The following is a 5,162-nucleotide window of genomic DNA, read 5'->3' on the forward strand; positions in this document are numbered from 1 at the left end:
AAACGCAAGCCATCAAACAAACAAGCAAGCAGATTAAGACTGGATTGACGCCGTTGTGCCTCTAAAATCCCTGCTTGTGAAACTTCTCTCGTTCCAATAAACTCGGGCGATAAACCCGTAACTTGATTAATTGCTTCTTTCGCTTCATTAAACAGTTGGAAAAAACCGGTTGGAAATTGCGCTATGGGTTTGGGCTGTATCTTACCCCCTGCCAAAGCGCCATTTTTCAAAACCGTAATACTATCTACCCTGCTCCAACTCTTTACAGCTTCTCTCTCATCTTCAAACGCTCCCCTCTCAGCCATAATCCCACCTTTGGATTGGCTATTGAGAATATGCATCACCTGACTAAAATATTTATTCGCCCACCGTTGTGGGTCTTTTGTCGGGCGTACAACTCCATAAAATTGCCGTTCTATCTTATCAAAATACCCCGTGATACACTCCCAACCCAATTGACCAGCTGGAACCAAAGGTTGGTCGGGGCATTCAAGCAGTTTTCTCCCTAAAAAGGCGCGTTTTACAACCTTTTTATTGAAAGCTGCCCCTTGGATATCGGGCATCATGCATTGGAGCTGCTTAAACTCCTCTTCGCTGTAATCACGAAGTTCACCCGTTTCTAAATCGGGCGCCTTGTAATATCTCTCGCTTTCAAACCAACGGCATTCCACCAGTGTGACCATCCGTCGACCGTTTTCAACATCAATGCCCTTTTCATCATTATAAGCTTCAAGATCATTATGATGCACACCTTCATAGGCAACCCCATCACGCGCCCAATCTGCACTCAGTTCACTCCAATGGGCTTTGGGAAACATCTGCTTGGCTACATCTAATGGCTTGCGGTCTACATACCACATGCGTTGTGCATCGGTTAAATTCGGTTGCACTGCCGCGCTATCCCAAACCATCTTTAGAGGGTCTAAACGCGTAATGACCGGTTCACCATCAAGGCTGTTCTCATAATCAAGCCGTGTATCGGTCCACCCCATGCCACAAATGACAGCGTCTTGGAAAGCATCACTATCCGCGTATTCAGCATGTGCCATGTCGCGAAACCATTCTGCTGCTCCCGTAAGCAATTCACTAGGCAATGCCTTCCCTATTTGACGAGGAATAAATTGCACTTCGCGCTTATTGTTGCGTTCTGAACCCACAACAGCATTCACAAGTGGTGCAATGCGATTAAAGGTCATAACGGGGCGGCGTTGCTCTTTTAACGCGGCTAAATCTGCTTCATTCCACTGGTCGCCATTGTAAAATTGGAAATCCTCCCTTGCATGTTCACGCCATTTGTTCACATGCTCAACATCTTCTTTGTACCAACCAACAAGCTTGCGAAACAAACCTTCTGTCGACAAATCTGATGCGTTAATTTCTTTGTCTAAATACTCTTCATCATACATCATTCTGCCATCCATGAGGTACTCTCATATTCCGTTCTGCCACTATAAGCTGGTCGCTTTTGTATCGTCGGAGGTTCTTCATAAGCCACGCACATCAATCCAAAGGCATCTGCTCCATGACTGGACCAATCATGCTCTGCTCCCAAGCCAATATTGCGCTTCTCATCCCATTTTTCGTGATACCAATTCAGTGCCTTACGCCCCGCTACGGTCGTCTCTTCGTTAAACCAAACTGAAGGTAAAATACGTCGCACTGCCTCGATACGCATTTTGACAGCACCAGCCCCTTGATTAGGGATGACTTGCGTTTCAAAACCCGCATCATTTAAAGCACTCTCAAAACTCACATTGTGCACACGGTCTCTGGTCGCACCATCATGGGGGAGAACCATTAATGCCTTCTCATAACCATTCTGACGTAACCAACCGATATGTTCCGATAACGGCTGCCCTTGCGCTTCATAATAATCAAGCACTCTGATCTCTCTGCCAACAAATTGCGCTATCCAGATTGCTGTCGCATCTGCCTTAGCACCCGTGCCCCCAATATCCCAAAAGGCGCGTATCTGCATCAAAGGATCACGCGCAACACGCCCTATCCGCCCCTCCTGCTCAGCTGCCAACATTTCCCTCTGATAATAAGCACCTTGAACCGCTGTAAGATAAGCCCCTTCCCAGATATGCTTATAAGTCTCGGGGCGGTTTCTCAAATCATCAAGCCGCGCTTCATTCAAGATCTTGGGAAACTTTGGATTGTCTGACCAATTGATCTCTACACGCTTAATGGCTTCATTATCTGAAAAGCGAAACCGCCTTTCAACCGGTGCATTATCTCGCAACGGGTTCCATGTCACCCACAACTCTGCACGCCATCCCTCTCCCTCTTCACGCAACGTTGGAATAAGCGTTTGCCAAGCGGTCTCTGTCACCGGCTCTGCCTCATCAACCCAACAAAGCAAAATGCGCCCCATCGATTTAATACTGGCAATATTGCGGTCCAGTCCAGAAAACTGAAAGGCTATACGACCATCATTTGATTTAATCGAAGCCTCTCCAACCTTATAATAGCTCTTTAAAAAGTCATGGGCTTCAATGGCACGCTTAATCTCCTCTAAAGAACTCTCTGCTAGCGAATTTTGAAACTGTCGTGCACAAAGAATGGTCCCCGATATCCCTCCCATACCAAATTGATAACCTTTTAAAGCAGCCATCAAGGCAAATGATCTTGTTTTACCAGAGCCTCGCCCACCCCAAGCCGCACGTACCAAAGTGTCTCCTGTAAAAATAGGAATGAGCTTTGGTACAATCTTAATCTGTCTTGTCGTCATTCATTGTTAAAGGGGCAATTTCTACACGCCCTATGATCTTAATCGCGCCCCCATCTTCACCCGTCACTTGCAAAGGCAAGATCTTGCCAAGCAACGCTAAATAAGCCGCGGGGCATCTTATTGCCTGCTTTTCCAAATAAGAGCAAGGCATTGATTTATAATGATAATCTAGCGTTATTCATATTGAATGAGAGTCCCGAATAGCGTAAGATTCTCTCATCTTAAATCTGTGTATCTTGAATCAATCAAAATCACTCATTTGCACATAACAAGTGGGATGAGTGTGTGGATAAAATTTGTATAAGAAAGGAGTAAAAATGGTCCTTATGAACCGTCTTAATGCAAGGGCTGTCGCAACATTGGGGGCTGGCAAATATAATGATGGTGCCGGCTTGTTACTTCATAAGCGTAAGGATGGAGGTGCTCAATGGATTTTACGGTATACTCTTCACGGTCGGCGCCGTGAAATGGGATTGGGTGCCTTGAGAGATGTTTCTTTAAAACAAGCTCGTGAATGTGCAATGCAATGGCGTGCTGTTTTACGTGAAGGGCGTGACCCCATTAAAGAACGCGATAAACAAAAGCGTGAAGCAATAAGCAATCTCCATTATTTAAAAGATATTGCTTTGGATGCTTTTGAAAGTCGTAAAGCTGAATTAAAAGGAGATGGGAAAAATGGGCGTTGGTTTTTACCCTTAAAACTTCATATTCTCCCTAAATTAGGCTGTTTGCCGGTTTCTGAGATTACGCAAACAGAGATACGCAATACCCTCGCTCCCATTTGGCATACAAAAGCTTCAACAGCAAAAAAAACACTGAATCGTCTTAATATATGTCTTAAACATGCGGCTGCCTTAGGTTTGAATGTTGATTTACAAGCAGTAACAAAAGCACGCGCTCTCTTAGGTAAACAACGTCATAAAACCATTAATAGACCAGCCATGGATTGGAAAGAAGTGCCGGCTTTTTATCAGTCACTCTGTAAAACACAAAACATAACACGACTAGCTTTGCGTTTGCTTATTCTTACAGGGGTTCGTACCAATTCCTTGTGTCATATGCATAAAGATCAAGTTGAGGGGGATATATGGACAATTCCTGCTGAAAATATGAAAGGCAAGCGTGATACAACAAAAGAATTTCGCGTGCCCTTATCAACAGAGGCATTAGAAATTTTAAAACAAGCACGATTGCTTTCTCGTAATGATTTTTTCTTTTCTGCAACCGGTCGGGGTCCCCTTGCTGCTAAGTGTATGGCTCAATATATGAGAGATAATAAACTTGATGCCTGCCCGCATGGGTTTCGCTCTAGTTTACGCGATTGGCTCGCTGAAACAACAGATGCCCCCTATGAGGTCGCTGAAACTATTCTCAGTCATACAGTAGGAGGACAAGTAGAGCGTGCCTATCGTCGTACTGACTATCTAGAACAGCGCCGTGTCTATATGGATAAATGGGCGGCATATGTTACAGGTCAATCTTAAGATATGGGGTGCATAACCCCATTATCTGTGGATAACTTTAGCTCTCTTCTCTCTCATTCTTTCTCAATAAGATTCATCACGTATCACATCAGAAATTATATGATAAAATATTGTTTTCTATGAATAAAACATCTTTCTAAATGAACCAAAATGTGGTTAATAAATAGTTATGATTTGTTCTCATTTTTTGATAGAAAGGAAATTATTATGACAGAAAATGATATTCTTTTGACAGACCGTGAAAGTGCAAAATTGCTTCATATGAGTGTCTCAACATTCCGCCGTCATGTTACCAATGGCTCTTTGCCAAAACCTTTAAAATTTGGTTTTTTATCCCGTTGGTTACAATCAGATCTTTTGAATGTTATTGAGCAAGCAAAACAGCAACGTCAAAGTGACGCGGCATAAAAAAAACCTTGTCACGTAAGGACGGACAAGGCTTTCTCAAGCTCATCACCCTAGAGTTAGCATAATCCGTCCTATGGTGCAATAATCATAGGATAAAAATGATGTGTTCTTTTAAGAATGCGCAGGGCATTACACGTGCCTTGCATGGGGTTTGGCATGGATATTATGGGATAGCCCGTTGTCCTGCTCATGATGATAGACTGCCTAGCTTATCCCTTTCTCATGGACATGATGGGTGTCTTTTACTCACTTGTTATGCTGGCTGCTCTTTTAGAGAGATCATACAAGCGCTCATTAGAATTGGCTTGCTGGGGAAACAAGCCTTTTTTGATAAAGCTTATGATCGTACGCTCTCTTTATCAAAACAGATTTCTGCTGATCTCAAACGAGCAAAACAGAAAACAGAGAGAGCAAAAGCAATTTGGCAACAAAGCCAACCAATCAAAAACACTTTAGCAGAAACCTACTTACGCATGCGGGGGATCACATGTGACTTATCTCCTTATTTACGCTTTCATAGCAAGTGTCCACACCCT

General features: G+C 43.6%; 5 protein-coding genes and 1 pseudogene. 3 read left to right on the forward strand and 3 right to left on the reverse strand.

Features of this window, described 5'->3' with window-relative positions:
- The 3 genes from PVV60_RS09445 to PVV60_RS09455 all read right to left on the reverse strand — a co-directional run.
- A partial coding sequence (locus PVV60_RS09445) for a portal protein (protein ID WP_273724539.1) occupies positions 1-1,421 on the reverse strand: 1,421 nt, incomplete at its 3' end.
- The gene (locus tag PVV60_RS09450) at positions 1,406-2,734 is read right to left on the reverse strand and encodes a PBSX family phage terminase large subunit (RefSeq protein WP_273724540.1); all 1,329 of its coding nucleotides are present in this window, start codon (positions 2,732-2,734) and stop codon (positions 1,406-1,408) included. The genes PVV60_RS09450 and PVV60_RS09445, both read right to left, overlap by 16 nt.
- Positions 2,715-2,885, reverse strand: a complete 171-nt coding sequence (locus tag PVV60_RS09455) for a hypothetical protein (protein ID WP_273724542.1) — start codon at positions 2,883-2,885, stop codon at positions 2,715-2,717. The genes PVV60_RS09450 and PVV60_RS09455 overlap by 20 nt, the downstream gene beginning before the upstream one ends.
- Before the next feature lie 166 nt (positions 2,886-3,051).
- Here PVV60_RS09455 and PVV60_RS09460 point away from each other — a divergent pair, with 166 nt between their 5' ends.
- The 3 genes and pseudogenes from PVV60_RS09460 to PVV60_RS09470 form a co-directional block, all read left to right on the forward strand.
- Positions 3,052-4,218, forward strand: a complete 1,167-nt coding sequence (locus tag PVV60_RS09460) for a site-specific integrase (RefSeq protein ID WP_273724541.1) — start codon at positions 3,052-3,054, stop codon at positions 4,216-4,218.
- 207 nt (positions 4,219-4,425) lie between these two features.
- Positions 4,426-4,626: an AlpA family transcriptional regulator gene (locus PVV60_RS09465; protein ID WP_007347209.1), complete on the forward strand. Its 201-nt coding sequence runs from the start codon at positions 4,426-4,428 to the stop codon at positions 4,624-4,626.
- A 98-nt stretch (positions 4,627-4,724) separates the two neighbouring features.
- Positions 4,725-5,162, forward strand: a pseudogene (locus tag PVV60_RS09470) (virulence-associated protein E); the annotation flags it as partial.

The sequence above is a fragment of the Bartonella sp. AU18XJBT genome, assembly GCF_028618595.1.
GTDB lineage: Bacteria > Pseudomonadota > Alphaproteobacteria > Rhizobiales > Rhizobiaceae > Bartonella.

Coding starts and splice junctions, on each gene's coding strand:
- PVV60_RS09455 (WP_273724542.1), bottom strand. CDS start 2,885: ATGCCTTGCTCTTATTTGGAAAAGCAGGCAATAAGATGCCCCGCGGCT.
- PVV60_RS09450 (WP_273724540.1), bottom strand. CDS start 2,734: ATGACGACAAGACAGATTAAGATTGTACCAAAGCTCATTCCTATTTTT.
- PVV60_RS09460 (WP_273724541.1), top strand. CDS start 3,052: ATGGTCCTTATGAACCGTCTTAATGCAAGGGCTGTCGCAACATTGGGG.
- PVV60_RS09465 (WP_007347209.1), top strand. CDS start 4,426: ATGACAGAAAATGATATTCTTTTGACAGACCGTGAAAGTGCAAAATTG.